Genomic DNA, 25,478 nt, shown 5'->3' with positions numbered 1-25,478 from the left:
GGGTTACTCGTAATGACAAATAAAAAGCGCCTCAAGAGCGCCTTTAATTAGTTTACTGCGTCTTTCAGAGCTTTACCTGCTTTGAAAGAAGGTACTTTAGCCGCAGCGATTTGAATAGTCTCACCTGTTTGTGGGTTACGACCAGTACGTGCTGAACGCTCGCGAACACTAAAAGTACCGAAGCCAACCAGTGCCACTTGGTCATCTTTTTTCAATGCTTCAGTTACTGCGTCGATCATTGAATCCAATGCACGACCCGCAGCAGCTTTAGAGATATCTGCACCTGCAGCGATTTTATCAATTAACTGAGACTTGTTCACAGTATCATCCCCTTCGATTGTTATTATCAAGTTTCCGTGGTTCCATTCGGATTTGTCAATGGTCCGAATTTGTTATATCAAGCTTATTAACTATCTTCAACACCATTTACCGAACGATGTGACCATAGAAGCTGCCCGGCAAACGATTACAACACCGGTATAAGCTTTAAACCTTAGGCTACCACAGTCGTAACAATTGAAAACCCTTTTTTGCTAAATTTTTAACGAAAAAATGCGGTCTGTAGAGCAATTTCGATGCTCGAGACCGCATTTGTCCGTTTCTATAGCAAAAATCTGAGTCAAAAATTAAGCTTTTGTTGGATTCCGCTCTAACGCTACCTCAAGTACCTCATCAATCCACTTAACAGGTTGGATTTTTAGATCTTGTTTAACGTTATCGGCGATTTCTTTCAAATCTCGCTCGTTGTCTTTTGGAATCAGCACATGCTTAATACCACCTCGGTGAGCCGCGAGTAGCTTTTCTTTCAAACCGCCAATCGCTAATACTTCACCGCGTAGCGTGATCTCACCAGTCATAGCGACTTCAGAACGCACCGGAATCTTAGTCAACGATGACACCAACGCGGTCACCATCGCAATACCGGCACTCGGACCATCTTTCGGTGTTGCGCCTTCTGGCACGTGCACGTGGATGTCGCGTTTTTCGTGGAAGTCTTCTGCAATGCCGAGTTTATCTGAGCGGCTTCGAACCACCGTCAATGCCGTTTGAATCGACTCTTGCATGACATCGCCGAGTGAACCAGTAGAGGTGATTTTGCCTTTACCCGCGACGTTCGTCGCTTCGATAGTCAACAAATCACCACCGACCTCGGTCCAAGCTAAGCCAGTCACTTGACCGATTTGGTTCGCTTCCTCTGCCTTACCGTAATCAAAGCGTTGCACACCTAAGAAGTCACTGAGGTTGTCTTGATTAATCGTAACCTGAGTAATCGACTTATCAAGCAAGATGGTTTTCACCGCCTTGCGGCATAAACGCGAAAGCTCACGCTCAAGGTTACGTACACCCGCTTCACGCGTGTAGTAACGGATAATGCCCATGATGGCGCTGTCTTCGACCTGAATCTCTTTCTTCTTCAAGCCATTGCGATCAATCTGCTTTGGCAACAAGTGGCGTTTTGCAATGTTCAGTTTTTCATCTTCGGTGTAGCCCGATAAGCGAATCACTTCCATGCGGTCTAACAACGGCGCTGGAATATTCATACTGTTCGATGTCGCAACGAACATTACATCAGACAGATCGTAATCGACCTCCATATAGTGATCGTTGAAGTTTACGTTCTGCTCGGGGTCTAATACCTCGAGTAACGCAGACGCCGGATCACCACGCATATCCGATGACATTTTGTCGATCTCATCGAGCAAGAATAACGGGTTGCGCACACCGACTTTAGACATCTTTTGAATCAGCTTACCTGGCATCGAACCAATATAGGTTCTGCGGTGGCCACGAATTTCGGCCTCATCACGCACACCACCGAGCGCCATACGTACGTATTTTCGACCCGTGGCTTTAGCGATCGATTGACCCAACGAGGTTTTACCCACACCCGGTGGTCCCACAAGACAAAGAATAGCGCCTTTTACCTTGGAGGTACGTTGCTGCACCGCAAGGTATTCAATAATGCGTTCCTTGACTTTCTCAAGACCATAGTGGTCTTCGTCGAGAATGCGTTCCGCATTACCTAAATCTTTCTTAATGCGTGACTTTTTCTTCCATGGAATGGACACCATCCAGTCGATATAGCCACGCACTACGGTCGCTTCCGCAGACATCGGCGACATCATCTTTAACTTAGACAATTCAGCTTCGACTTTCTCACGCGCTTCTGCCGGCATGCTCGCGTCATCGATCTTTTGTTGCAGCTGTTCAAACTCATCAACGCCACCTTCGCTCTCGCCGAGCTCTTTCTGAATGGCTTTCATCTGCTCATTCAGATAATACTCGCGCTGACTCTTTTCCATCTGCTTTTTGACACGACTACGGATACGCTTTTCAACTTGCAGAATATCAATCTCGCTTTCCATCAGCGCCATCAGGTATTCAAGACGTTCGCGAACGTCGGTAATTTCTAAGATGTGTTGCTTATCGGCAAGTTTGAGCGGCATGTGTGCTGCCATCGTGTCGGCTAAACGGTCACACTCATCGATACCAGAAAGTGACGTTAACACCTCCGGTGGTATCTTCTTATTCAGCTTGACGTAGCCTTCGAACTGGTTCATCGCCGAACGAACCAGTACTTCTTCTTCTTTTTCTGGCAACGTTTCCGAGGCTAAATAATGAATACTCGCTTGGAAATATTCCTCGCTATCTTTCAATTCATCAAGCTCGGCGCGTTGTTGACCCTCGACCAGCACTTTTACTGTGCCATCGGGCAGTTTTAATAGCTGTAAAATGGTAGCGACTGTACCGACGCGATAAATATCATCCTCAGTCGGCTCATCAACTGATGCATCTTTCTGTGCAGCTAAAAATACGCGTTTGTCACCGTCCATCGCCGCTTCTAAACAACGGATAGACTTTTCGCGACCCACAAACAGTGGAATCACCATATGGGGGTAAACCACTACATCACGTAATGGGAGAACAGGCATGTCTAATTGCTCTGTACGTTCTTCGCTCATCAAATTCTCCTGACCTTAGTTCTATCTTTAATATGTGGTCTGTATGGCAAAGTTCAACGGTTTGCATAAAAAAAGGGCCCAACCGGCCCTTTTTGTCAACTTTGGGCTGAACACACCCGCTTATTCGCCTGATGCGTGTTTCTCATCCGATTGATTGGAGTAAATCAAAATGGGGTCTGACTCGCCAGCCACAACGGATTCATCCACTACGACTTTAGATACGCCTTCAATCGAAGGAAGATCATACATGGTACCTAATAAAACGCCTTCGACGATCGAACGTAGACCCCGAGCACCCGTTTTACGGTTCATCGCCTTTTTAGCGATAGCACGTAACGCATCTTCACGGAACTCAAGCTCAACATCTTCCATCTCGAACAGCGCTGAATATTGCTTCGTCAGTGCGTTTTTAGGCTCTCGTAAGATCTCAACGAGCGCATCTTCGTTCAGCTCGTCCAAGGTCGCAACAACAGGCAAGCGACCAATGAACTCAGGAATCAAGCCATAACGAACCAAGTCTTCTGGCTCGACTTGACTGATGATCTCGCTTTGCGCGGCACTATTAGGACTCTTCACTTGTGCGCCAAAGCCAATGCCAGTGCCGGTTGCAAGACGTTGCTCAATCACGCGTTCAAGACCCGCAAATGCACCGCCGCAAACGAACAAGATCTTTGAGGTATCCACTTGCAAGAATTCTTGCTGAGGGTGTTTCCGCCCCCCTTGTGGAGGTACCGACGCAACGGTGCCCTCGATCAATTTCAGTAATGCCTGCTGCACACCCTCACCACTGACATCGCGGGTGATGGATGGGTTTTCCGACTTACGTGAAATCTTATCGATTTCGTCAATATATACGATACCGCGCTCAGCTTTCTCAACGTCGTAATCGCATTTCTGCAACAGTTTCTGAATAATGTTCTCGACATCTTCACCGACATAGCCGGCTTCAGTCAGTGTCGTTGCATCAGCCATGGTAAATGGCACATCCAAAAAGCGCGCCATGGTTTCGGCAAGGAACGTTTTACCCGAACCCGTAGGACCAATCAGCAAGATGTTACTTTTGCCTAGTTCAACGTCGTCTTTGCCCTTACCCGCGTTACGTAAGCGCTTATAGTGGTTATAAACCGCTACAGATAGCACTTTCTTCGCACGTTCTTGACCAATCACATAATCGTCCAAGTGCTTACGGATCTCTTTAGGCACGGGTAACTTATCGTGCTCAGGTGCCGCCGCAATATTCTGAATTTCCTCTTTCAAAATATCGTTACATAAGTCGACACACTCATCACAAATAAATACCGAAGGCCCAGCGATCAGCTTTTTCACTTCGTGCTGACTTTTGCCGCAGAACGTACAATAGAGCGGCTTGTCACCGTCGCCTTGCGTTTTATCGGTCATTCGACTCTCCTACTACTCTTCGCCGCGCTTATTCAAAATACCATCGACTAGTCCGTAATCGACTGCTTCCGGCGCAGTTAAGAAATGGTCACGATCCGTATCACGCGCCACTTTCTCGTAATCTTGTCCAGTGTTCTCAGCTAACATACGGTTTAAGCGCTCTTTCAGATCCAAAATTTGCTTCGCATGAATCTCGAAATCAGACGCTTGTCCTTGGAAGCCACCCAAGGGTTGGTGAATCATCACGCGTGAATTAGGCAAACAATAGCGTTTACCTTGCGCGCCGCCCGCCAGTAAGAATGCGCCCATGCTCGCTGCCTGTCCCATGCACACCGTGCTGACATCAGGTTTAATAAAACGCATGGTGTCGTAAATCGCCATACCCGCGGTCACTACACCACCTGGAGAGTTGATATAGAGATAGATGTCTTTATCAGGATTGTCTGATTCCAAAAATAGTAATTGGGCAACAATCAAATTAGCCATGTGGTCTTCGACCTGTCCACAGCAGAAAATGACACGCTCTTTTAACAGTCGCGAGTAAATATCGTAGGAACGTTCACCTTTTGAGGTTTGCTCCACGACCATCGGGACGAGCTGTGCCATGGGATCCTGAATATCGTTAGACATGAATGATAAAGCTCCTAATAAGAAAAAGGCTCGTATGAGTTACATACGAGCCATTAAACCAAGCACAGACGGAGCTCGTCAAGGACTCCGTCGATTTATCCTTGCGGATAGATTACTGCTTAGGGTTCATAATGTCATCGAAGCTCGCTTTCTTCTCAGTCACTTTTGCTTGCTCAAGTACAAACTCAACGGCTTGTTCTTCAAGCGCGACATTGCGAATTTGCTGCATCATGTCGTTGTTTGACTTGTAGTACTCAATGACTTCTTGCGGATCTTCGTAAGCAGAAGCTGCGTTAGCGATGATAGTATCAACGCGCTCGTCTTCTGGCTTCATTTCGTTGGTGCGAATCACTTCACCCAACAATAGACCGACTTTAACGCGCTCTTTAGCTTGTTCTTCGAACAGTTCAGCAGGTAAGTCTGGCATCTGTTCTGCATTACCGCCAAAACGTTGTGCTGCTTGCTTACGCAATGCGTCGATTTCTTGATCGATCATTGCTTTTGGCAATTCAACTTCGTTTTGCTCAACGATACCTTTTAATACTTGCTCTTTAACCTTGCTCTTAACCGTGTTGCTTAGCTCACGCTCCATGTTCTTACGAACTTCAGCTTTAAGCGCGTCAACACCGCCTTCTTTAACACCGAACAAGGCAACAAACTCGTCATCAAGCTCAGGTAGCTCGCGTTCTTCGACTTTCTTCGCGGTTACTACGAACTGTGCGTCTTTACCTTTCAGGTTTTCCGCATGGTAGTCTTCAGGGAAAGTCACCTCGATGGTTTTCTCTTCACCTGCTTTAATACCTTTGATTTGGTCTTCAAAACCAGGGATCATGCGGCCTTCGCCCAGCTCAAGTGCAAAGTCAGAGGCTTTACCACCTTCAAACTCTTCACCGTCAATTGAACCAACGAAGTCCATCGTTACACGGTCGCCATCTTTTGACTTACGCTTAACTTCTTTCCAGCCAGCGTGTTGCTTACGCAACGTCTCAAGCATGCTTTCAACATCCGCGTCAGTCACTTCAACGGTTGGCTTCTCGATTTCAATCTTGTCGAGGTTTTTAACCTCAACTTCTGGGTAAACTTCAAAAGTCGCAGTGAACTCTAAGTCTTTACCAGGTTCGTTGACTTTAGGCTCGATCGCCGGCGCACCCGCAGGATTGATTTTTTCCTGCATGATGGCTTCATAATATTTGCTCTGCATTACACCAGAAGCGGCACGAGAGCGTGCTTCGCGACCAAATAGCTTCTGCAATACGTGTGGAGGAATTTTTCCTTTACGGAATCCATTCACACGGCGGTGACGGTATTCTTCTTTTAATAAACGTTTTACTTCGTTATCAATAACGTCCGCCGGTACCGTAATCGTCACACGACGTTCTAAACCTTGTGTTGTCTCTACAGAAACCTGCATTGCCTTTTTACCTCGGTTTCAATCAGTGAAGTGTTGCTTGCTTTTAAAAGCTCATTCAGTTCACACCTATAAGGCTGTAAGCCAAATCACCTTGAACGCAAACAACGGCGTTATCCTTTAAAAATGACGCAGCATTATAGCGAGTCAATAGCGAATAGTCGAGAGTGAATTCTGGAGTGCCAACGCAGCGAAGAAAACGCGTGCCGATCATCGCACGTATCTTTAAAAGGATTGATTAAGATTTATTTAGTTAAAGCGTGGTCGGCGAGACTGGATTCGAACCAGCGACCCCTTGGACCCAAACCAAGTGCGCTACCAAACTGCGCTACTCGCCGATTTTAAAAAAGGATTTAGAAGAGAAGAAGTGGGGTGGATGATGGGACTTGAACCCACGACAACCGGAATCACAATCCGGGGCTCTACCAACTGAGCTACACCCACCACTGTATTGAATCTTCATGGCGCGTTCTGGCGCACCCGGCAGGATTCGAACCTGCGACCGACGGCTTAGAAGGCCGTTGCTCTATCCAGCTGAGCTACGGGCGCAATCGAACATTCCTGCTACCCTAGAGTCAAAATGGTCGGCGAGACTGGATTCGAACCAGCGACCCCTTGGACCCAAACCAAGTGCGCTACCAAACTGCGCTACTCGCCGATTTTGACTAATGGCGGTGCCAAGCAATGCTGCCTGACAACGGGGGCGAATATTACCCATAAGTTTCCCGTGCGTCAAACTTTTTTTGGCAAAAACCGGTCGTTTGGCTACTTTTGCGCCAAGCTGACCATAATTCCGACAATCAGTGACATTTCACCTCAAATAGCGGTAAACTACTAAGCCATTCAAAGCTTTTTCAATTCTAATTTCATTGACAAGCAAGGGTCCCTATATGCCTGCACAGCTAATTGATGGTAAAGCAATCGCTGCAAACATCAGAGCATCCGTAAAAACGCAAATTGACGAACGACTCAGCGCAGGGAAGCGCGCGCCAGGTTTGGCGGTCGTTTTGGTTGGACAAGATCCCGCATCGGAAGTCTACGTGGGCAACAAACGACGCGCGTGTGAGCAAGTCGGTATTCGCTCGTTTGATTATGACATGCCGAGTGATACCTCGCAGGCAGCACTCGAGCAACTAATTGATGAGCTCAACGACAATCCTGAGATTGACGGCATCCTGTTGCAGTTACCACTGCCCGCGGGCTTAGATGCAACGCCGATTCTTGAGCGTATCCATCCGCATAAAGATGTCGATGGTTTTCACCCATATAATGTCGGTCGCCTCGCGCAGCGCATTCCGGCACTCAGACCGTGTACACCCAAAGGCATTATTTCCCTGCTTGAGAGTACGCAGGTTGATTTGCACGGCCTCAACGCGGTTGTTGTGGGCGCGTCAAACATTGTTGGTCGCCCAATGAGCTTAGAGTTACTCCTCGCAGGGGCGACCACCACGGTGTGTCATCGCTTCACCAATGATTTAGAAAAGCATGTACGGCGGGCGGACATTGTTGTGGTCGCCGTCGGTAAACCTGAGTTTATTCCGGGAGATTGGATTAAAGAAGGTGCTATCGTTATCGATGTCGGCATGAATCGGTTGCACGACGGACGTCTGACAGGTGATGTCGAGTTTGAAACCGCGGCTCAACGTGCCGGATGGATTACCCCGGTGCCGGGCGGTGTTGGTCCGATGACGGTCGCGTCGCTTATTGAGAACACCCTACAAGCGTGTGTCGATTATCACGACAAGGTATAACGCTGTTACCGCTTACGGTAACCGCTGAGCATTCTGTGTTCAGCGGTTGCTGTGAGCGGCCAATAATTATCTCCCGTCATTTGATTAGCCATCTCGCAACGCGCTGAAAATGGCGCCAGCTCCGATAGTACGCGATCAGCTAACGGTACTTTTAACGCTAGGCACCAAGTCACTTCAATTTTTAAGGTCGTTGCTGCAACATAAGCCTCTTCGTCCTCGGCGGCTTGCCGCCGCGCCCAATAATGATCAACAGGAATTTCTTCAATCCATGTTTGCGCTTCCTGATCGTAAAAGCGCTCTTTAAACAGACTAAACATTTCGTCGGTGGGTTGTTTGATGCTTATCTCGGCAAACTGCAGCCCATGCAGCTGTTGCGCCGCAACAGATTTAAGCATATTTTGCCAGCTTTCAATATCCTTATCTTTTGGCGCTAAGCTTGCCATTGTCGCCGCTAAAATCACTCGCATTGGCCGTTTTTCGCCATGATTGATGGCACCGACGCGTGCTGCGTACTGCGTGGCTACGAATAATGTTTGCTGGGCCCACCATAGGTAAAGTAATTGAGCCAATAACAAACCAAATAACAGCATAAACGGCAACACCACCACGGCTTCGACCAAGCTTTGCCCGCTCTGCCGGTGATGCTTGTTAAGGCGTCCCCATAACACGAATAGTGACCTCATTGCCCTGCTGTTCAAAAGGTAAGTGTTTGCCAAGTAAAAGCGCGGGCTCTACCCCTTCGAGCGGTGAGCGCATGAATAATTGTTCGTTGTAATAGGGATCGGGGATAAACCGCCAACGTGTAGCGAAGGGCCACACGGGTATTACGTATCGGCCTTGCCGAGCCAGTTGCGCTTCGGTCAGCGCAAACGCGCCAAACCGTTGATAATGCTCGCGCTGTGCTTGAATCAACATGATCAGTTGTTGCTGCCATTGGAGTCGCGTTTGCACGTGAGCTTGCCAACGCCACGCCGCAAATGATACCTGCCACACACCGGCTAGTATCACTGCGGCTAATACGACTTCCCATAGGCTAAAGCCGTGATTACGCATTAACCTTGGAAAGTTACAGTGAAGTCGCCATCCGCATAAGATGTCAGAGCAGATATATCTGTATAGTCACGAACCAATCGCTGCCCTTCCTCAGCGCTTCCAACATTAGTAAGTCGTATAATATATTTAGATGCATCGACCGTATCTGGGCCGATCATGATATCACCACCCCATGGATTTTTACCCACACCATCCGCCCAGTCAGAAGGCACAGCACCTATATTACTGAGCTCGGTCATACTAATACCAGTAAACTCACCGCTTGCCGGCTTCCACATTTGTGCGCCTGCTTGTAACGTTGTAATGAGATTTTTAGCCTCCGACACTCGAGCATTCCCAACCGCCCAATCACGCAGCACTAATGTCCCCAGCGAAGCAATAGCAATAATGCTCAGCACTGCTAACACTTCGATAAATGTGAATCCTTTAACTTTTACTCGCACCCTAATCGCTCCTTGAAAAGATTAAATCGACATCATGACGCGCATCATCGTGTTACCCACGGCGCTAAGCAGCAGTAACAACAAGCCGGTAATCACGAGATAGCACAACACTAACCAGAGACGCTGCTGGTAGGCGATGCTGCGCTGAATATCGATATAACTGCGCTGCGCAACCTTAATAAGCGCCTCCCGCTGACCACTAAATTGTTGCCGGTGACTTATTCGGAATAACTGCCGAGGAAGCAGCAAGCCCGTGTCGAGCACAATCGCTAAACTCACCCGCCCTTGCGCCAAGCGTCTCTGCATTTGCGTTAAGTGCCAGCGAGCATAAGGTGAAGCAACACGTTTCAGCACTGCAAAAATAGTATCCAGCGCGACTCTGTGATGCATGAGAACAGCCACTAAACGCGTCAGCCACAACGCATTTAATGCGCGATACTGAGCAAATATCCCATAGCGCTCTAACCGTGTCCGATACGCGCCCGTCCAGTTTTGAGCTGTCCAACGCCAACAAAATAATCCAGTTGCGATGGATACCAGCCACCACCACCAGCCAGACGCAATGTTGTTTCCCACACTAAGCACCCACGCCACCGTCCAGTCCGATGTCTTCGATTCGGTATAACTTAATAATTTCGGTAAATAGCTACTTGCAGCATAGGCGTATGCCAGCAATACGGTCAGCAAGATAGAAACAGGGTAAAGCAGCTGTTTATAAAACAGCCAACGTAAGTGCTGTAACTCTACGGTCACGTCACGATAGTCGTTAAGTAAATCGGTTAAGCAATGGTACTGTTGACCTATCAGGAACAGTTCGAGTAAATCTTGCTTAAGCTCGCCGCGCAATGCCCGGGCAATGGTTTGACCACGCCTTAAGCCAATCTGCAGCCGCTCCGCCAACTTCTGTTCAGCATCAAGTTTAAAATACGCCGCCTGAGTTCGCATCGCTTCGGCCGCTTCGCGCGGACCGCTGCCATCCTCGAGCCAAACACAGTAGTCCTCAACCCACTGCCATTGACGCTGTCTGCCCATACCCATCATTTGGCTGTCGGTCCTGTGCTTGAATAGTGATACTCTCGCGGCGTTTCAGCCAATAAATGTGTAACGCCTCGTTCCGTTAGACCGCGCCAACCACAGCGTTTTAAATGCGCACGCCACCCCTGATAGTCGTTACTTAAAGCAAACTGACGAGCAACTTGATCAATCACAATATACTCAGCAATCAGTGAGGGCTGACCCCGTTGAAAGGTCAGACGTTGCGCAATAACACCTCGTAACACGCCAGGCGTAAGTAGTTGCTCTAATCCACAACCAAGGTCTCTAAGCCGTTCAAGCGCCGATAACGAATCACTAGCGTGCAGCGTAGCCGTGACTAAATGCCCCGTCAGTGCCGCGCGAATGGCAGCAGCTGCAGTGAGCCCATCACGAATTTCACTGACAGATATGACATCTGGATCCTCACGCAGTGCGATTTTTATTGCTGTCGCAAAACCATTCTCCTGCTTTGATGAGTCTATCCAGCGCTGCTCAACATTCGGCTGCTTTAACTCCACCGGATCCTCGAGTGAAATGATTTTTTTTGCCTCGCTAAAGCGTTGATGCAACGCCGCTAATGTCGTTGTTTTACCTTGACCGGTAGGGCCAACGATGAGAATAAGACCGCTCCGCTGAGCCAACATGCAATCGATACCATTAATAATATCTGACTCAAACCCAAGCGATTGTAATGATAATTGACTTGTGATCTCAGTAGCCAGCAAACGCAAAGTGACAGCAAAACCATCGCTAAGCGGGGATTTCTGCAATCGCACTTTTAGCTCAGATACGGGACTGCCATCACGTCTTACTGGTACTAACAAACTCGCACTGTCGCTACTTTGTTCGTTAAACACTTCATTATAGTCGTGACTACGTGTGTTCAGTGCTGCTGCGATTGCCTCTGTCATTGCCTCTCGATTGCGTTGGTGGTGATCAACCAGCAACCCTTTCACACGAAAACAGGTCCGGCAAAAATATTTACTAAAGCGTAGATGAATATCCGAGGCCCCTTTAGCTAAACCCTCAGCAACAAGATCAGACAATAACTGTTGGGCATGCGTCTGGTCAGCAACTGAGTCTTGTTGTTCGGCTTGAGGTCGCCCTGTTCGGTAAGTCAGTATTGCCGCACGAATTACACCTGCATCGGCAAGCGCACACTGCGCTGGTTGCTGTATGTAATCTCGTAATAGTTTGGCTAGGTTCTCGCGCTCAAGCGCTGCATGTTTAAATGCCTTTGGCGAGCACACCAACAGTCCTGACTCAGTCGCTAACATCGCTTTGTCATCACACCCCTCTGCGTGCCATTGATTTAACAGCTTCTCGCAATACTGAAAAATAACTGGGTGGATAGTGCATCCATATAGCGCCTTTGCATCAAGTTGCAGCATGTCGTCCATAATTAAAAGCACCCTGTTTGTTGCTTAACTTGTGTAGCCACGCGAGTTCCCCATGACCAATGCTTAACATCACCGGTCAACCGCCAGTCATCATCGGCAATTCGAATACAGTTAACCGGTTCGCGTGCTACGGCTACCGCCGAGGGCTTCAACAAGCGTTGTTGGTGCGCTATCTCAACTTGCTTCTTTAACCAGTTCAGTTGCAATTCTGCGAAGGCTAAATCGCGCTTCTTTTGTTCCATAGCCGATTGCCAACGTTGGTATGCTTGTAACTCTGGGTGCCAGGCTTGAGAATCGGCTAAATCATCATTCTGATTGTGCTGTTGCTGAGCCGCTACTGGGCTTATCAATATGACCATCAAACTCACCTGACTGACCCAGCGTATTTTCCAGCGTCCACTGCACAGACCAATAACCATGTTGGTACCTCATTGTTAACGATGAAAGTGAAAAGTAAGGATGTTCGCGTAGCCAACGTAGCAGTGTTTCCAAATGGCGGAATGACATCATGTCCAGGCTGAGCATCCACTGCGATGCGCCCTGTTGCGCTATCTGCGCATCGAAAAACTGCTGACGGTAATCACTCAGCAACGCACTGTTCGAAGCTGTACGGCTGAATGACACATCAGTATGCGAAGCGAGGGGAATTTGACGCATTTCTACACGCGAGCTGCCCTGATTGGCGTCCCCCAACCGGTTGGGCTTTTGCCAAGTGAGGCGCATACCTGCGGGCGTCACATCAATACGCGTTAGGCGCTGCCACTGATAAAAGGGATGGCTCATTAACATGCCAAGCTGGTTAATTAACGCAGCGCTGTCGATGCGCTTAATCATCTGTTTTGAGTTAGCCTGTTCAGTTTCGTTCGCTGGGCTGCTAACCACAGCAATGCCCCATGCCGCTGCGAGACTGACGATAACGACTATGCCGATCCCCCATTTCACAGAAGCTGAGGAGCGCTGAGTATAGTGCTCAACAGGCAGCAAGCGAACAAAGCTGTCAAAGCATTCTTTTGCGGAAAGGACATTGCCACACCATAGTGCTGGAGCAGGTTGCTGTGAGCACCAAAACCACGCCCGGGGTTCGTTCAAATCGGAGTATTCAGCTTGCCAAGCGTTTATTCGGCCCAGCAAATGGCCTACGTCCCCTTGCTCGATAGCAGCGAGCCGCCCGTCTCGCCAAACCACGAGACGGGCAGGCTGAGTGTCGGCAATAATCCAGCCACAGTGAGCTGAGTGTTGGTCCTGGCCGCGCTCACAAAACAGGATATCCAGCCCCGGTTGATGACTGAGACTCAGCCACCATTGGCGCATAAAAAAGATAAGTCCACAGTAGGGGTAGTTCCATTCAGCAATGACCGTTAAAAGCTGTCTGCGGGATGGACGCTTGGTTCCCAGGCGCAAGCGAAAGCTTTGTGTGACCCACTCAGTCATCATTAACGCCAACTATTCGTGGAGTAATTAAAAGTAACGTCTCGCTATTTTCTTGGGTTTGTTGTTGACCGCCACCGAGTAACCAACTAATTCCAGAGCGCGTCTGACCCGCTTCTGTGTGCTGATTACGAAACCCAGTGAGTAACAAGGTTTCAGAGTGTCCAACCAGCGCTTTTAAGAAGAAGTGCTTACGCGACGTGTGTGGCGTTTGAATCATGTTGTCGCCCGATTGTACAAGGCTCATACCTTTTAACGCGCTCATTTGTGATGATAAGTGCAGCAACACGTCACGCTGCAATATATTCGCCAACACAAAAAGTCTAAAGCCTGTTGTTACGCTGCCTGGTTTTAAGCGTTGTTGTCGTCCTACGTAAGGCGTGCTGCTCACTTCTGATTCAGCCAAGTATGCTTGTTGTTCTTCCACTAATAACTGAGCGACCTGATGGTTTAATGTTAAAATACGCGGGTGGTGGCTGACTTTTACCTGGCCCTGCTGTTGCAACGCCTGTACAAGCACGTCAATGGAGTTTCTCGGACCGCTCAACGGGCTCAAAATGAACTGCCCTGCCGCCTGTTGTAGCCAGCTTTCAGAACCACTTTGTGATGAAAGCCAGGGCGCCCCTTGACTGTTTCTTCGCACACTCGACCAATCAACAGTGTATTGTTCGTTGTCACTAAACCGCACCTCAATCACTTGCACATCTAACGCAACTTGGCGCGTTAAGCTTGCGTTTAATTGTCCAATGTAACGATCGATGTGTTTGATTACACTGGGCGTATCTTTAATTAACAAAGCACTGGCATTAGCATTCAACGCCATTTCGCCATTGGCTGAAAGCATCAGTGACACGGATTTTTCCAGCTCATTCCAAACCGATAGCTCCGCTGATTTAAAACCCAGTTGCCCAGCCTTATCTGCTCCGACATGCTGACTCCCCTGCTCATTTAATGAAAACTGCGTTGAGCCAGCAAGAAAGGCGAGATCGTAACGTTTTACTTGATAGCGCTTTAGATGCACCGCATAAGGCTCATATTCGATAAACAATTGCTGGCCGTTGCTCAACCAAGCAAGCCATTCTCCAACTGTTCCCGAAAAGTCGCTCGATATCAGTGTATCTTTCGCTATTTCAGGGTCGAGTAATACAGCAACATTTAACGGCGTAAACACCGTTTGTAACGCCTGTAGCAGGGGTACTTTAGTCAGTTGTGTTTGTAACGGCTGGCTATACCAAATCGGTTTGTCTGCTGAGCTTTTTGCCAACTCAGGGACATAGAACTGCTCGCTCTTAATAACGGTTTCAGGGGATTCCGGTGCCACTTGATAGTGATACTGTTCAGCTAAACTTTGCTGCTGCTGTTGCGCTAGCGCATCCGCTTGTGCGATCAACGCGGCCGGATCATAACTACAGGCAGCACTCACACAACCACAAACCCAGATCAGCATCCAACGTAAGTAATTCACAGCGGCGGTTCCTGATAACGCACCACCGCGCCTTGGTTTGCGTACAGCACCAGTTGCAAGCCAAACGGCTTCAGTAAGCGGGTAAAAAATGCCTGCCAAGAATCTGCCTCAAGCAAATAATCAGTCGGCCATTGATGATGGTGAGACGCCTGCCAATCAACGACTTTGATTGCCAAATGCTGTTTTAACAGCCGAATAACCTGCGGCTCCAGTAAGCCAGCACGAACCATAGCGGAAACCCCATGAGGCTGAGATTGCCACTCGAGTGGACGCTCGTATTCAGCAGGGCCGAGATCAAGCGGTAAACAATCTTGTGCAATACTGGTTGAACCCATGCCTATGTATGACACAACCAAGAAGGCAAGGTAAAAAAACGACTTTCGCAGGGTCATAAACTTTACTCAGTTTAGCTATCATAATGGCTAAAACTTTATAAAGCGCACAAAAAAAGGGCGATAACTTATCGCCCCTTTCTTAAGTAAGTAATGGATTATTTTTTATCAATCACCCATTTACCGCTCTTGTAATGTGCCTTCCAGCCTGTTTGCTTTTTATTGACTTCTGTCACCACATACTGTTCTTTGTTCTTGCGTGAGAAACGTACGATGGCTTCGTTACCGTCATCGTCTTCCTGCGGCGCCTCGGCTAGATACTTAAACTTAGCTGGCAAACGATCTTTAAAGCGAGCCAGTTCTTTTACTTTTACAGCACGCGTTTCACGCGATTTCGGGAACGTATTGGCTGATAAGAAAATGCCTGAAGCACCATCACGCAGCACAAAATACGCATCGGAATCTTCGCACGGTAACTCAGGCAACGGCACCGGATCCTCTTTAGGCGGCGCAGGCTCCCCGTTACGCAATAGTTTACGTGTATTTTTGCAGTCATCACTGGTGCAATCAAAATACTTACCGAATCGACCTGTTTTAAGCTGCATTTCCGAGCCACACTTGTCGCACTCAATGGTCGGTCCGTCATAGCCTTTAATGCGAAACTCACCTTGTTCAATCAGGTAGCCATCACAGGTGGGGTTATTACCACACACATGTAACTTACGCTTCTCATCAATCAAGTAACTGTCCATCGCTGTACCACATTTAGCACAACGCTTTTTAGCACGCAGTGCTTCAGTCTCGCGTTCATCCTCGTCGGTAACCTTCACCGCCTCTTCGCCTGGCGTCAGGTTGAGCGTTTGAGTACAGCGTTCTTTCGGCGGTAAGTTGTAACCTGAACAGCCTAAGAAAACACCCGTTGATGCCGTGCGAATGCCCATTTCACGACCACATTTAGGACACTCAATATCGGTCATCACCATTTGGTTGCCGCGCATCCCACCTTCATTCGGATCGCGCTCGGCTTGTTCGAGGTTTCCTTTAAAGTCCTCATAAAACTTATCCAGCGTTTCTTTCCAATTACGTTTGCCAGCAGCGATGTCATCGAGCGCCTGCTCCATCTCCGCGGTAAAGTTGTAATTCATTAACTCGGTAAAGTTTTCAATGAGTCGATCGTTAACGATTTCACCCATTTTTTCGGCGAAAAAGCGTCGATTCTCGACTTTAACGTAACCGCGGTCCTGAATCGTTGAGATAATCGATGCATAGGTTGAAGGGCGGCCAATGCCACGCTTCTCAAGCTCTTTTACCAACGATGCCTCACTGTAACGCGCAGGTGGCTTGGTGAAGTGTTGTTGCGGATCCAATTGGTTAAGCGCAAGGACCTCACCTTTACCGATATCAGGTAAGGTCATATCACCGTCTTTCTTCGACGATGAGGGCGGTAGCACCTTGGTCCAACCCGCAAAACGCATCACGCGACCACGTGCTTTAAGCTCAAACTCACCCGCTTGCGCAATCAGTGTCGTGCTGTCGTATTTTGCGGGTACCATTTGGCACGCCACAAACTGGCGCCAAATCAATTCATACAGGCGCTGAGCATCACGGTCCATGCTACCCAACTTATCGGCTTTGATATTCACATCCGAAGGACGAATCGCCTCGTGCGCCTCTTGTGCGCCCTCTTTCGATCCGTAACGATTGGGTTGCTTAGGCAGGTAATTCGCACCAAAACTTTGCTCAATATAATCTCGGCAAGCGCTCACTGCATCGGCACTGAGGTTGGTCGAGTCAGTACGCATGTAGGTGATGTGACCGGCCTCATAAAGCCGTTGCGCGAGCGTCATGGTTTTCTTAACACCAAAGCCTAACCGCGTACTCGCCGACTGCTGTAAAGTCGAAGTAATAAACGGCGCCGAAGGCTTGCTCGATGTTGGCTTATCTTCGCGTGCGGTAATTTCATACTGCGCGTCTTTCAGCGTCGCTAATGCCGCGTCAGTTTGCTCTTTATTTGATGGTCTGAATTGTTCGCCCGCTTGCTTAACCACTTGCATGCGCAAGTCATCTTTCGCCTGCGTTGCGAGGTCAGCATGCACATCCCAGTATTCCTCTGGCACAAATGCTTTGATCTCGCGTTCACGCTCGACCACAAGGCGAACCGCGACCGACTGAACACGCCCGGCCGAAAGCCCTCGTGCGATTTTTTTCCACAGCAACGGCGACACCATAAAGCCCACGACACGATCTAAGAAGCGCCGTGTCTGCTGTGCGTTAACGCGGTCTAAATTCAGCTGTGCGGGGTGCGAGAACGCATCTTGAATCGCATTTTTAGTAATCTCGTTAAACACCACACGTTGATAACGGTCGTTATCGCCGCCCATCAATTCACGCAAGTGCCACGCAATCGCCTCCCCTTCGCGGTCCAAATCCGTCGCGAGGATGACTTTGTCTGATTTTTTGGCGAGTTGGGTCAGCTCTTTAACCACCTTTTCCTTGCCAGGCAGCACTTCATAATGCGCATCCCAATCATGCTCAGGGTCGATGCCCATCCGCGCAACCAAACGTTTAAAGTCACGTTGCTGCTGATATGCCGCTTTTTCCTCTGGCGACATTTTGCGAACTTCTGCCGCAGATTTGCTAGGTACCTTTTCTACCGCTTTGGTAGGAAGGTCGCGCACGTGCCCTACGCTAGACTTAACGATAAAATCGTTGCCTAGGTATTTATTAATTGTTTTGGCTTTTGCCGGGGACTCGACAATAACGAGCGATTTCGCCATAGAGTTTAGCTTCTCTTTTCTTTAACTGTCAGACGATATAGGTTCATATCCACTCGAATACAAGTGGCAACCCGATGATTCTGCCTTTTTTAAGATATATCGGTTATTTTCATAAGAAACAACCATAACCTGTGCATTTGATAAAAATTCGCACAATTTAGATATTCAGTCAGACTCTGTGAATTTTCTATAAGCCCACGAAAATAAAGGCTTACAAGCCGTTACTAACAACGTATAATATCTCTAATTCGATCATATTTGGCTAAACGATAGCCCCCCGAAAGGAGCGCGAATACGTGACTATGCAACACTTTGAAGTGAATTATGACGGTCTAGTCGGACCGACTCACAATTACGCTGGTTTGTCATTTGGCAATGTCGCCTCACTGGCAAACGCAAAGGCCGTTTCTAGCCCTAAAAGCGCCGCCCTGCAAGGGCTGATGAAAATGAAAGCGCTGCATGACTTGGGCATGAAGCAAGGCGTATTAGCGCCACAAGAGCGTCCAGATATTTATGCGCTTCGCCGCTTAGGCTTTACCGGCACCGACGGTGAAGTATTGTACAAAGCGGCCACCGAAGCACCGGCTATTTTTCAAGCAGTATGCTCAGCATCAAGCATGTGGACAGCTAACGCCGCCACCGTATCACCCAGTGCGGATACAGCCAATGGTAAAGTTCATTTCACGCCAGCGAACTTAACGAATAAGTTCCACCGCTCTTTAGAGCCGGTCACCAGCGGCAATATTCTCAAAGCGATGTTTGCTCACGAACGTTATTTTGAGCATCACACTCACCTGCCAGACAACGAGCATTTTGGTGATGAGGGTGCTGCCAACCATACCCGTTTATGTGAACAATACGGTCACGCGGGCGTAGAGATCTTTACCTATGGTCGGTACGCGTTTGATAGCTCGCAACCAGCACCACAAAAATTCCCAGCGCGTCAGACCTTTGAGGCATCACAAGCCATTGCGCGTTTGCACGGCTTGACCGACGACAACACCGTGTATATTCAGCAAAACCCAGATGTGATTGATCAGGGTGTTTTTCACAATGACGTGATTGCTGTCGGTAACCAAAACGTCTTGTTCTACCACGAGCAAGCATTCCGTGATACCGAGCAGAAATTCGCTGAAATCCAACAAAAGTTCGGCGATAACCCAGTACACTTCATTGAAGTTAAAACCAGTGAGGTCAGCGTACAAGACGCCGTATCAACCTATTTGTTTAATACCCAGCTGATTACCCCACCCGATGGTATTATGACAATCATTGCGCCGACCGAGTGTGAAGAAAATCCACGCGTAAAAGCGTATTTGGATTCATTGGTAGAGCGCGACAATCCAATTAAACGGGTGAAGTTCTTTGATGTGAAGCAAAGCATGCGTAACGGCGGTGGTCCTGCGTGTTTGCGCTTACGTGTTGCGTTAAACGACGAAGAGCTTAAAGCCGCGAACCCGAACTGTTTAATGAGCGACAGCCTCTACAAACGCTTAACTCAGTGGGTTGATAAGCATTATCGCGAAGAACTTGCAGTCGACGACCTGCGTGACCCAGCGTTACTAGAAGAGTCACGTTCAGCGTTAGACGAGTTGACGCAGATCTTAAAGCTTGGTTCGGTGTACCCGTTCCAGCAAGACTAACGTTAACACCCATACTAAAAAGGGGCGCTCAAAGCGCCCCTTTGTTAATGACCGAATTTCTTAATCATTATCGTTGTGTAACTCGAGGTTCGCATCCTCACCGCCATCACGTTGTGCTTTCGCCATATCGTTACGAGCAGCATCGAGTTCATCAAGGTAGTCTTGGTTGATATCACCTGTGATGTATTCACCACTAAAGACCGAGGTTTCGAAACGTTGTACGTTCGGGTTCTCTTCACCAACAGCCGCGACCAGATCGTCTAACTCCTGATAAATTAAGCCATCAGCGCCTATCATCTCGCAAATTTCGTTACTTTCGCGCCCATGTCCAATCAATTCATTGGCACTTGGCATATCGATCCCGTACACATTCGGGAAACGAATTTCAGGAGCCGCCGAAGCAAAGTAAACTCGCTTAGCGCCGGCTTCACGCGCCATCTCAATAATTTGCTCAGAGGTTGTGCCACGTACAATTGAATCATCAACTAACAGCACATTTTTGCCCTTAAACTCGGCGCTAATTGCGTTGAGCTTACGACGCACTGACTTACGGCGCTGTGTTTGACCTGGCATGATAAAGGTTCGGCCAATGTAGCGATTTTTAACGAAGCCTTGGCGATACGGCAGATCAAGCACACTGGCGATCTCAAGCGCGATATCACAGCTGGTTTCAGGAATAGGAATCACCACGTCGATGTCTAAGTCGGCATAATCGCGCTTAAGCTTCTCACCCAACTTACGACCCATGTTCACGCGTGACGCATAGACTGAGATACCATCGATAAACGAATCAGGGCGTGCGAAATACACATATTCGAAAATACACGGGCAGTGTTTAGGTTTATCGGCACACTGACGTGAGAACAGCTGCCCATCGTTAGTGATATAAATCGCTTCACCCGGCTCCACATCACGCACGTATTTAAAGCCTGTACCATCGATAGCGACACTTTCTGAGGCAACAATATATTCATCGCCTTCGGCCGTTTCACGTTTACCGAGCGCGAGTGGACGAATACCCCATGGGTCACGAAATGCAACCAAGCCATGACCTAAGATCATCGACACAACCGCATACGCACCACGCACTTTACGATGCACCGCAGTAATCGTTCTAAATACATCGTCTGCACTGAGTTCAAGGCTATCGTTTTTGTCGAGCTCATTGGCAAAGACATTCAGCAGGATCTCAGAATCCGATGTCGTATTAATATGACGACGTGCGGTTTTAAATAGATGCGCATGCACATCCGCAGCGTTAGTCAAATTACCGTTGTGCGCCATAGCGATACCAAACGGTGAGTTGACATAAAATGGCTGCGCTTCGGCAGAGCTTGAACTACCCGCAGTTGGATAGCGCACGTGACCAATCCCCACGTTACCCGCTAGGCGATGCATATGCCGTGTATGAAACACATCACGCACCAGACCATTAGCCTTGCGTAAGCGCAATGTATTGTACTCATCCACCGTCATGATGCCAGCAGCATCCTGTCCGCGGTGTTGGAGCATGGTTAAGCCGTCATACAGCGCTTGATTGACCGGCTGTTTGCCGACGATACCAACGATACCACACATAACTTTACGACCCTCTTAAACTGATTGCGGGACTAAAAAACTTGAACTGCTTTCTAGATATTCAAAAAACCACTGAATAAATACGCCAAAATGCGGTATCAATATCGACTCCTGCCACCAAGTACTATTGGATAGCGTGGTAAACGAGTCCATGAAGAACAGCAATGCGCTGACAATTAACACGCCGCGGAGCGCCCCAAACACTAAGCCAAGCACTCGGTCTGTACCGGACAAGCCAGTATGTTGAACAAGTTTCGAGAGAATGTAGTTGAGGATGGCGCCGATAATCAGCGTAGCAACAAACAAGGCGGCGATTGCAGCCGCATTTCGGACAAGCGGATCTTGGATTTCAGTAAAATATACGGCTAAATCTTTGTAGAATTGACTCGAGATAACGAACGCGGCTATCCAAATAACCAGTGACACCGCTTCTTTGACGAAGCCTCGAACCAAACTCACCAAGGTTGAAATGGTGATGATGATGATGATTGCGTAATCTATCCAGAGCATAAGCACTCAGTCGCACTGAAAAAGTGAGCAGATTTTAACAGAATCCAATGAAAAATGCGGCTTTTTTTATTTCTTTACGGTTGGTAGCTCAAGACCTTGCCTTGAAGCCCCGTTAAATCTTTAAGCGCATCGAGTTGTTGCTCCAGAGCCTGCTTGGATGCATCGGGTCCGACCATCAGTTTAGTCAGCTGACCCTGACTACCGCCTGATTCAATGAACACTGCAAAGCCCTTCGCTTGCAACTGTTTCTGCAAAGCCAAGACACTGTCTCGATTACTGAAGGCTCCTAGCTGAATCACGTAAGCATCGCCACTGACGGTGACCGACTTAATGTCACGTTTAGGCGCTTCGACTTGTTTCTGTGCATCCACCGTTGGCGCATTATCGGAGGTAACCTGATCATCCGCGGCTGCACGCGTGTTGACAGGCTGTGGCTCAAACTCAGTGGGTTCCTGCAAAGTACTTGTCTGCGCTGGCTTAAGAGGAATTGTCTCAAAATCCTCGACCGCCTCGGTCTTTTTACCGTCCAGTACGTCCGGCAAAATAATAACCGCGAGTGCGACCAAAATCAGGGAGCCCACAATTCTGTTCTGCAACCGACTTGCCAAGTTGAACTCCTATTCGTTGCACGAAGTAATTTTTGCGAAGATATGCCCTACAGTGTAAAACGAGCCAAACGCGAAAACCAGTGTGTTTTTTTGCTGCGCGCGTTCAACAGCGTAATCAAACGCCTGCTCAACACTATCAAAGCAATTTACTTGAGCCTTATCCAGCGCTTCACATTGCGCCAGTTGCTTCGCGCTATTGCCGCGCGGCTCATGCAAAGTACCTAGCGCCCACTCATCGATGTGAGGCAGTAACGCTTCAAATACTGTATTGGCGTCCTTATCTTTTAGCATGCCCACGACAGCGATAATCCGCTGGTGAGGAGCTCGTGCCAGCTGCTGCGCTACGTAGTTCGCTGCGTGACCATTGTGGGCAACATCCAACAGTACTTCAACCTGCTGATAGTGTAAACGTTGCATACGGCCCATCAACGACGCTCGTGACAACCCCTCTTTGATCGCTAGCTCGCTGACTGCCAGTGGTAAACACTCCAACGCGGCTAGGGTCGTGACTGCATTTAACAAAGGAAGTTGCGGCAACGGCAGATCAAATAAGTTAACGTTAATGCCGTAATAGTGCCAATGGTCATCATACCGTTTGCTGGAGAAATCTCGTCCAACCTGCTTAAGATCGGCGCTGATTGACGTTGCATGTGCCGCAATACTTTTGGGTGGATACGTATCACCGCAGATTAACGGACGTTGCGAGCGGGCAATACCGGCTTTTTCAAAGCCAATTTTCTCTCGGTTATCACCTAAGAACTGCACATGGTCAATGCCAATACTTGTCACCACCGCGACATCGGGATCGACCACATTGACGGCATCTAAGCGCCCGCCTAACCCCACTTCTAAAATGGCAACATCAAGCTCGGCGCGCTGCATCAGCCACAAGGCCGCAAGCGTACCCATTTCAAAGTACGTCAGCGAGGTGTTCTGTCGTGCATCGTTAATCGCAGCGAACGCCGCCGCATGGTCAGCTTCCGTTAGCATGCTATCATTTATCTGCAGACGTTCACGGTAATCGACTAAGTGCGGCGAGGTATATACACCGACTTTATAGCCCGCTTGTTGCAGAATCGATGACAGCATGGCAACCGTGCTGCCCTTGCCATTAGTACCCGCAACCGTAATCGTAAACCGTCCCGGTCGGCTGATGGATGCACGCTGGCGCACCTCATCTGTACGCGCTAAACCGAGATCAATTTCGGTGGGGTGTATTTTTTCAAGGTAGGCTAGCCACTCCGACAGCGAACTTGCCGCTGTCGGGGCTACTATGTACTCGCTCATCACAAATCAGCTGCTTCCATTTCGCTTTGCGCTGGGCTTTCGAGGTTTTGAAACTTCGCCAGTAACCGGGCTACCGTGGCACGCATTTCGCGACGATCAACAATCATGTCTATCGCACCGTGTTCAAGCAGAAACTCTGCACGTTGGAAGCCTTCCGGCAAGGTTTGACGTACAGTTTGTTCGATAACGCGCGGGCCCGCAAAGCCAATCAATGCCTTGGGCTCTGCGATATGCACATCACCAAGCATCGCTAAACTGGCGCTGACGCCTCCCATGGTCGGATCGGTCAATATCGAGATATAGGGTAAACCCGCTTCACTCATCTTCGCCAATGCGGCCGACGTTTTTGCCATCTGCATCAATGACATCAATGCTTCTTGCATGCGTGCGCCGCCCGATGCCGAGAAGCATACCAGCGGTAGGTTGTGCTTAAGACACAGTTCAGCCGCTTGCACAAATTTAGCGCCCACCACTGACGCCATAGAGCCGCCCATGAAGTTAAAGTCGAACGCCACAGCGACCACAGGCACACCCAGTACGGTGCCGCGTTGAGCAATTAAGGCATCTTTCTCGCCACTGCTTTTCTGGGCCGCAGAAATACGGTCTTTATATTTCTTTGAGTCTTTAAACTTGAGAATATCTTTAGGCTCAAGATCGGCAGCAATCTCCGAAACACCAGACTCATCTAAAAAGATGCGTAAACGTTCACGGCCGGTCAAGCGCATGTGGTGCCCGCATTTAGGGCAGACATTTAAACTCCGATCTAAGTCATTGCGATACAAAATCGCATCACAGGCTGCACATTTGCTCCAAACACCCTCTGGAACATTGCGACGTTTGTTGACTTTAGGTTTAGCAAGAATACGTTCAATCCAGCTCATAATGGTCCGCTTAATCAGCTCTGATAAAAAATTTTGAATAGATTACATGGTAGCACAAATGGGTCAAGCAAAGAGGTCGTAACAGTCGCTGTTTTTTCTTACTCTGTAAACCAAAGCGGACCCGGCTCCGCTTGAGGGAGTTGCCAAGGCGCTGGATAGTCCACTTCAACCAGGTACAAGCCACCCGGTTTAGCGGTCGCCGCCGCTAAGGTCCGATCTTTGCCAGCTAACAACTCACCAAGCCAGCTAGGGGGTTGTTGGTGACGCCCAATCACAATCAGACTACCGACAATATTACGCACCATATGATGTAAAAAGGCATTGGCTTTGATATCAACAATAATAAAGTCGCCCCGTCGATGAACGTTAAGATGGGTGACTTCACGATGAGCCGAGTGCGATTGACACTGCGCCGCACGAAACGCACTAAAGTCATGTTCACCGAGCAAAGCTGGGGTTGCCGCCTGCATGGCGTCAACATCTAACGGGTGGTGATAGTGGCTTACACCGTGGCTGTGGATGCCGGGTCTGAGTGGATTATTGGCGATGATATAACGATAACGACGCGCCGTCGCACTGAACCGAGCACTAAAACTATCATCGACCTCCTGCGCCCATCGCACAGCGATGTCTGCGGGTAAATGACTGTTTACGCCCAGTGTCCAAGCCGCCGCTCTGCGTTGGTTCGATACATCAAAATGCACCACTTGGTTGGTCGCATGAACCCCCGCATCGGTGCGTCCTGCACAGACCGTTTCGACTGGTTCATCGGCCACTTTACTAAGCGCCTCTTCCAAGCGCTGCTGTACCGAGTCTACTTCACGTTGGCGTTGCCATCCATAATAGGCGCGCCCATCGTACTCCAGTCCTAATGCAATTCGCATACAA

At 48.8% G+C, this 25,478-nt stretch carries 23 protein-coding genes and 4 tRNA genes; 2 read left to right on the top strand and 25 right to left on the bottom strand.

Translation table 11 applies throughout. The annotated features are described in order from the left end of the window. Positions 1-47: 47 nt before the first annotated feature. The 9 genes from hupB to DFP83_RS00835 form a co-directional block, all read right to left on the bottom strand. Complete coding sequence (hupB, locus tag DFP83_RS00875) at positions 48-344, bottom strand: nucleoid-associated protein HU-beta (protein ID WP_222843009.1); 297 nt, start codon at positions 342-344, stop codon at positions 48-50. Between the two features lie 282 nt (positions 345-626). Then, positions 627-2,963: an endopeptidase La gene (gene lon / locus DFP83_RS00870; RefSeq protein ID WP_110572236.1), complete on the bottom strand. Its 2,337-nt coding sequence runs from the start codon at positions 2,961-2,963 to the stop codon at positions 627-629. 120 nt (positions 2,964-3,083) lie between these two features. Further along, complete coding sequence (gene clpX / locus DFP83_RS00865; protein ID WP_110572234.1) at positions 3,084-4,361, bottom strand: ATP-dependent protease ATP-binding subunit ClpX; 1,278 nt, start codon at positions 4,359-4,361, stop codon at positions 3,084-3,086. Positions 4,362-4,373: 12 nt separating this feature from the next. Beyond that, positions 4,374-4,991 (bottom strand): ATP-dependent Clp endopeptidase proteolytic subunit ClpP, encoded by a 618-nt coding sequence (clpP, locus tag DFP83_RS00860; RefSeq protein WP_006955134.1) that lies wholly within the window; start codon positions 4,989-4,991, stop codon positions 4,374-4,376. A 112-nt stretch (positions 4,992-5,103) separates the two neighbouring features. Further along, positions 5,104-6,402 carry a trigger factor gene (gene tig, locus DFP83_RS00855; protein ID WP_110572232.1) on the bottom strand — a complete coding sequence of 433 codons (1,299 nt, stop codon included), beginning with the start codon at positions 6,400-6,402 and terminating at the stop codon, positions 5,104-5,106. A gap of 258 nt (positions 6,403-6,660) precedes the next feature. Further along, positions 6,661-6,737: transfer RNA gene (locus DFP83_RS00850), tRNA-Pro, on the bottom strand. Between the two features lie 30 nt (positions 6,738-6,767). After that, positions 6,768-6,843: transfer RNA gene (locus DFP83_RS00845), tRNA-His, on the bottom strand. Between the two features lie 28 nt (positions 6,844-6,871). Then, a tRNA-Arg gene (locus DFP83_RS00840) sits at positions 6,872-6,948 on the bottom strand. A 32-nt stretch (positions 6,949-6,980) separates the two neighbouring features. Then, positions 6,981-7,057 (bottom strand) — tRNA-Pro (locus DFP83_RS00835). A 232-nt stretch (positions 7,058-7,289) separates the two neighbouring features. On the opposite strand from DFP83_RS00835, the gene folD reads away from it, so the two are divergent. Then, positions 7,290-8,150: a bifunctional methylenetetrahydrofolate dehydrogenase/methenyltetrahydrofolate cyclohydrolase FolD gene (folD, locus tag DFP83_RS00830; protein WP_110572230.1), complete on the top strand. Its 861-nt coding sequence runs from the start codon at positions 7,290-7,292 to the stop codon at positions 8,148-8,150. A 5-nt stretch (positions 8,151-8,155) separates the two neighbouring features. Here folD and DFP83_RS00825 read toward each other — a convergent pair whose 3' ends face one another. The 10 genes from DFP83_RS00825 to topA form a co-directional block, all read right to left on the bottom strand. Further along, positions 8,156-8,833: a TadE/TadG family type IV pilus assembly protein gene (locus DFP83_RS00825; protein ID WP_126753132.1), complete on the bottom strand. Its 678-nt coding sequence runs from the start codon at positions 8,831-8,833 to the stop codon at positions 8,156-8,158. Further along, the gene (locus DFP83_RS00820; protein ID WP_110572226.1) at positions 8,799-9,203 is read right to left on the bottom strand and encodes a hypothetical protein; all 405 of its coding nucleotides are present in this window, start codon (positions 9,201-9,203) and stop codon (positions 8,799-8,801) included. Before DFP83_RS00820 ends, DFP83_RS00825 begins: the two co-directional genes overlap by 35 nt. Continuing rightward, positions 9,203-9,646, bottom strand: a complete 444-nt coding sequence (locus DFP83_RS00815; RefSeq protein WP_110572224.1) for a type II secretion system protein — start codon at positions 9,644-9,646, stop codon at positions 9,203-9,205. Before DFP83_RS00815 ends, DFP83_RS00820 begins: the two co-directional genes overlap by 1 nt. Positions 9,647-9,667: 21 nt before the next feature. Then, positions 9,668-10,678, bottom strand: coding sequence for a hypothetical protein (locus DFP83_RS00810; protein WP_126753131.1), 1,011 nt, complete (start codon positions 10,676-10,678; stop codon positions 9,668-9,670). A 5-nt stretch (positions 10,679-10,683) separates the two neighbouring features. After that, positions 10,684-12,081: an ATPase, T2SS/T4P/T4SS family gene (locus DFP83_RS00805; RefSeq protein WP_110572220.1), complete on the bottom strand. Its 1,398-nt coding sequence runs from the start codon at positions 12,079-12,081 to the stop codon at positions 10,684-10,686. A gap of 2 nt (positions 12,082-12,083) precedes the next feature. Beyond that, a complete protein-coding gene (locus DFP83_RS00800; protein ID WP_110572218.1) occupies positions 12,084-12,440 on the bottom strand; it encodes a hypothetical protein in 357 nt (118 codons plus the stop codon). Beyond that, positions 12,388-13,515 carry a hypothetical protein gene (locus DFP83_RS00795; protein WP_126753130.1) on the bottom strand — a complete coding sequence of 376 codons (1,128 nt, stop codon included), beginning with the start codon at positions 13,513-13,515 and terminating at the stop codon, positions 12,388-12,390. The genes DFP83_RS00800 and DFP83_RS00795 overlap by 53 nt, the downstream gene beginning before the upstream one ends. After that, positions 13,505-14,974 carry a hypothetical protein gene (locus DFP83_RS00790; protein ID WP_110572214.1) on the bottom strand — a complete coding sequence of 490 codons (1,470 nt, stop codon included), beginning with the start codon at positions 14,972-14,974 and terminating at the stop codon, positions 13,505-13,507. The genes DFP83_RS00795 and DFP83_RS00790 overlap by 11 nt, the downstream gene beginning before the upstream one ends. Then, positions 14,971-15,366, bottom strand: a complete 396-nt coding sequence (locus DFP83_RS00785; protein ID WP_110572212.1) for a hypothetical protein — start codon at positions 15,364-15,366, stop codon at positions 14,971-14,973. The genes DFP83_RS00790 and DFP83_RS00785 overlap by 4 nt, the downstream gene beginning before the upstream one ends. 98 nt (positions 15,367-15,464) lie before the next feature. Next, positions 15,465-18,083: a type I DNA topoisomerase gene (gene topA / locus DFP83_RS00780; RefSeq protein WP_110572210.1), complete on the bottom strand. Its 2,619-nt coding sequence runs from the start codon at positions 18,081-18,083 to the stop codon at positions 15,465-15,467. Positions 18,084-18,385: 302 nt separating this feature from the next. Here topA and astB point away from each other — a divergent pair, with 302 nt between their 5' ends. Further along, positions 18,386-19,726 carry an N-succinylarginine dihydrolase gene (gene astB / locus DFP83_RS00775; protein ID WP_110572208.1) on the top strand — a complete coding sequence of 447 codons (1,341 nt, stop codon included), beginning with the start codon at positions 18,386-18,388 and terminating at the stop codon, positions 19,724-19,726. A gap of 60 nt (positions 19,727-19,786) precedes the next feature. Here astB and purF read toward each other — a convergent pair whose 3' ends face one another. From purF to truA, 6 genes are all read right to left on the bottom strand, one after another. Then, positions 19,787-21,304, bottom strand: coding sequence for an amidophosphoribosyltransferase (purF, locus tag DFP83_RS00770; RefSeq protein WP_110572206.1), 1,518 nt, complete (start codon positions 21,302-21,304; stop codon positions 19,787-19,789). A gap of 15 nt (positions 21,305-21,319) precedes the next feature. After that, positions 21,320-21,814 carry a CvpA family protein gene (locus DFP83_RS00765; RefSeq protein ID WP_110572204.1) on the bottom strand — a complete coding sequence of 165 codons (495 nt, stop codon included), beginning with the start codon at positions 21,812-21,814 and terminating at the stop codon, positions 21,320-21,322. Between the two features lie 74 nt (positions 21,815-21,888). After that, positions 21,889-22,422: an SPOR domain-containing protein gene (locus tag DFP83_RS00760; protein ID WP_110572202.1), complete on the bottom strand. Its 534-nt coding sequence runs from the start codon at positions 22,420-22,422 to the stop codon at positions 21,889-21,891. A gap of 9 nt (positions 22,423-22,431) precedes the next feature. Continuing rightward, on the bottom strand, positions 22,432-23,709 hold the full coding sequence (gene folC, locus DFP83_RS00755; RefSeq protein ID WP_110572200.1) for a bifunctional tetrahydrofolate synthase/dihydrofolate synthase: 1,278 nt from the start codon (positions 23,707-23,709) through the stop codon (positions 22,432-22,434). Further along, a complete protein-coding gene (gene accD / locus DFP83_RS00750; protein ID WP_110572198.1) occupies positions 23,709-24,590 on the bottom strand; it encodes an acetyl-CoA carboxylase, carboxyltransferase subunit beta in 882 nt (293 codons plus the stop codon). The genes folC and accD overlap by 1 nt, the downstream gene beginning before the upstream one ends. Before the next feature lie 98 nt (positions 24,591-24,688). Further along, positions 24,689-25,474, bottom strand: coding sequence for a tRNA pseudouridine(38-40) synthase TruA (truA, locus tag DFP83_RS00745; RefSeq protein WP_110572196.1), 786 nt, complete (start codon positions 25,472-25,474; stop codon positions 24,689-24,691). Positions 25,475-25,478 lie beyond the last annotated feature (4 nt).

The organism is Idiomarina fontislapidosi, assembly GCF_003226255.1.
Taxonomy (GTDB): domain Bacteria; phylum Pseudomonadota; class Gammaproteobacteria; order Enterobacterales; family Alteromonadaceae; genus Idiomarina; species Idiomarina fontislapidosi.
The sequence above is the reverse complement of the archived record's forward strand: the minus strand, read 5'-3'. Positions and strand labels throughout refer to the sequence as shown.

What these genes read in the sequence shown, in the direction of transcription:
- DFP83_RS00810 (WP_126753131.1), bottom strand. Translation starts at nt 10,678, where the DNA reads ATGGGCAGACAGCGTCAATGGCAGTGGGTTGAGGACTACTGTGTTTGG.
- purF (WP_110572206.1), bottom strand. Translation starts at nt 21,304, where the DNA reads ATGTGTGGTATCGTTGGTATCGTCGGCAAACAGCCGGTCAATCAAGCG.
- DFP83_RS00785 (WP_110572212.1), bottom strand. Translation starts at nt 15,366, where the DNA reads ATGACCCTGCGAAAGTCGTTTTTTTACCTTGCCTTCTTGGTTGTGTCA.
- accD (WP_110572198.1), bottom strand. Translation starts at nt 24,590, where the DNA reads ATGAGCTGGATTGAACGTATTCTTGCTAAACCTAAAGTCAACAAACGT.
- topA (WP_110572210.1), bottom strand. Translation starts at nt 18,083, where the DNA reads ATGGCGAAATCGCTCGTTATTGTCGAGTCCCCGGCAAAAGCCAAAACA.
- astB (WP_110572208.1), top strand. Translation starts at nt 18,386, where the DNA reads ATGCAACACTTTGAAGTGAATTATGACGGTCTAGTCGGACCGACTCAC.
- folD (WP_110572230.1), top strand. Translation starts at nt 7,290, where the DNA reads ATGCCTGCACAGCTAATTGATGGTAAAGCAATCGCTGCAAACATCAGA.
- clpP (WP_006955134.1), bottom strand. Translation starts at nt 4,991, where the DNA reads ATGTCTAACGATATTCAGGATCCCATGGCACAGCTCGTCCCGATGGTC.
- DFP83_RS00805 (WP_110572220.1), bottom strand. Translation starts at nt 12,081, where the DNA reads ATGGACGACATGCTGCAACTTGATGCAAAGGCGCTATATGGATGCACT.
- DFP83_RS00825 (WP_126753132.1), bottom strand. Translation starts at nt 8,833, where the DNA reads ATGAGGTCACTATTCGTGTTATGGGGACGCCTTAACAAGCATCACCGG.
- truA (WP_110572196.1), bottom strand. Translation starts at nt 25,474, where the DNA reads ATGCGAATTGCATTAGGACTGGAGTACGATGGGCGCGCCTATTATGGA.
- folC (WP_110572200.1), bottom strand. Translation starts at nt 23,709, where the DNA reads ATGAGCGAGTACATAGTAGCCCCGACAGCGGCAAGTTCGCTGTCGGAG.
- DFP83_RS00800 (WP_110572218.1), bottom strand. Translation starts at nt 12,440, where the DNA reads ATGGTCATATTGATAAGCCCAGTAGCGGCTCAGCAACAGCACAATCAG.
- clpX (WP_110572234.1), bottom strand. Translation starts at nt 4,361, where the DNA reads ATGACCGATAAAACGCAAGGCGACGGTGACAAGCCGCTCTATTGTACG.
- DFP83_RS00795 (WP_126753130.1), bottom strand. Translation starts at nt 13,515, where the DNA reads ATGATGACTGAGTGGGTCACACAAAGCTTTCGCTTGCGCCTGGGAACC.
- DFP83_RS00765 (WP_110572204.1), bottom strand. Translation starts at nt 21,814, where the DNA reads ATGCTCTGGATAGATTACGCAATCATCATCATCATCACCATTTCAACC.
- lon (WP_110572236.1), bottom strand. Translation starts at nt 2,963, where the DNA reads ATGAGCGAAGAACGTACAGAGCAATTAGACATGCCTGTTCTCCCATTA.
- DFP83_RS00820 (WP_110572226.1), bottom strand. Translation starts at nt 9,203, where the DNA reads ATGCGTAATCACGGCTTTAGCCTATGGGAAGTCGTATTAGCCGCAGTG.
- tig (WP_110572232.1), bottom strand. Translation starts at nt 6,402, where the DNA reads ATGCAGGTTTCTGTAGAGACAACACAAGGTTTAGAACGTCGTGTGACG.